This is a genomic window from Massilia genomosp. 1 (assembly GCF_011682185.1).
Classification (GTDB): domain Bacteria; phylum Pseudomonadota; class Gammaproteobacteria; order Burkholderiales; family Burkholderiaceae_D; genus Telluria_A; species Telluria_A rubra.
This window is the reverse complement of record NZ_WHJF01000592.1, coordinates 1-253: the sequence shown is the minus strand read 5'-3', so window position 1 is coordinate 253 and position 253 is coordinate 1. Positions and strand designations below refer to the sequence as shown.

Genomic DNA, 253 nt, shown 5'->3' with positions numbered 1-253 from the left:
CTAAAAACCTACCCTATCAGCACGAACACACCTTGCCCGACATGAATTCTACCCCAGAGCAGCTCCGTTTTGCATCCATTCCCGCTCATAGCGTTCGCGCCGATTTCGCCGGCGGCGGCTTGTCGTCTGACCTCGGTCCGGTTTTGCTGCGTGGTGTCGACCTCCAGATTGGATTGACCAAGCGCCTCGCCGCAGCCTTGCCTGACCGCCGTCATCAGAGCTATGTCGACCATTCTTATCACGATATTTTGAC

1 protein-coding gene is annotated in these 253 nt (G+C 56.1%); it reads left to right on the top strand.

All coding sequences use genetic code 11. The annotated features are described in order from the left end of the window. Positions 1 to 41: 41 nt before the first annotated feature. Positions 42 to 253: transposase (locus tag F1735_RS35025; protein ID WP_222853214.1), on the top strand; the 212-nt coding region annotated here is incomplete at its 3' end.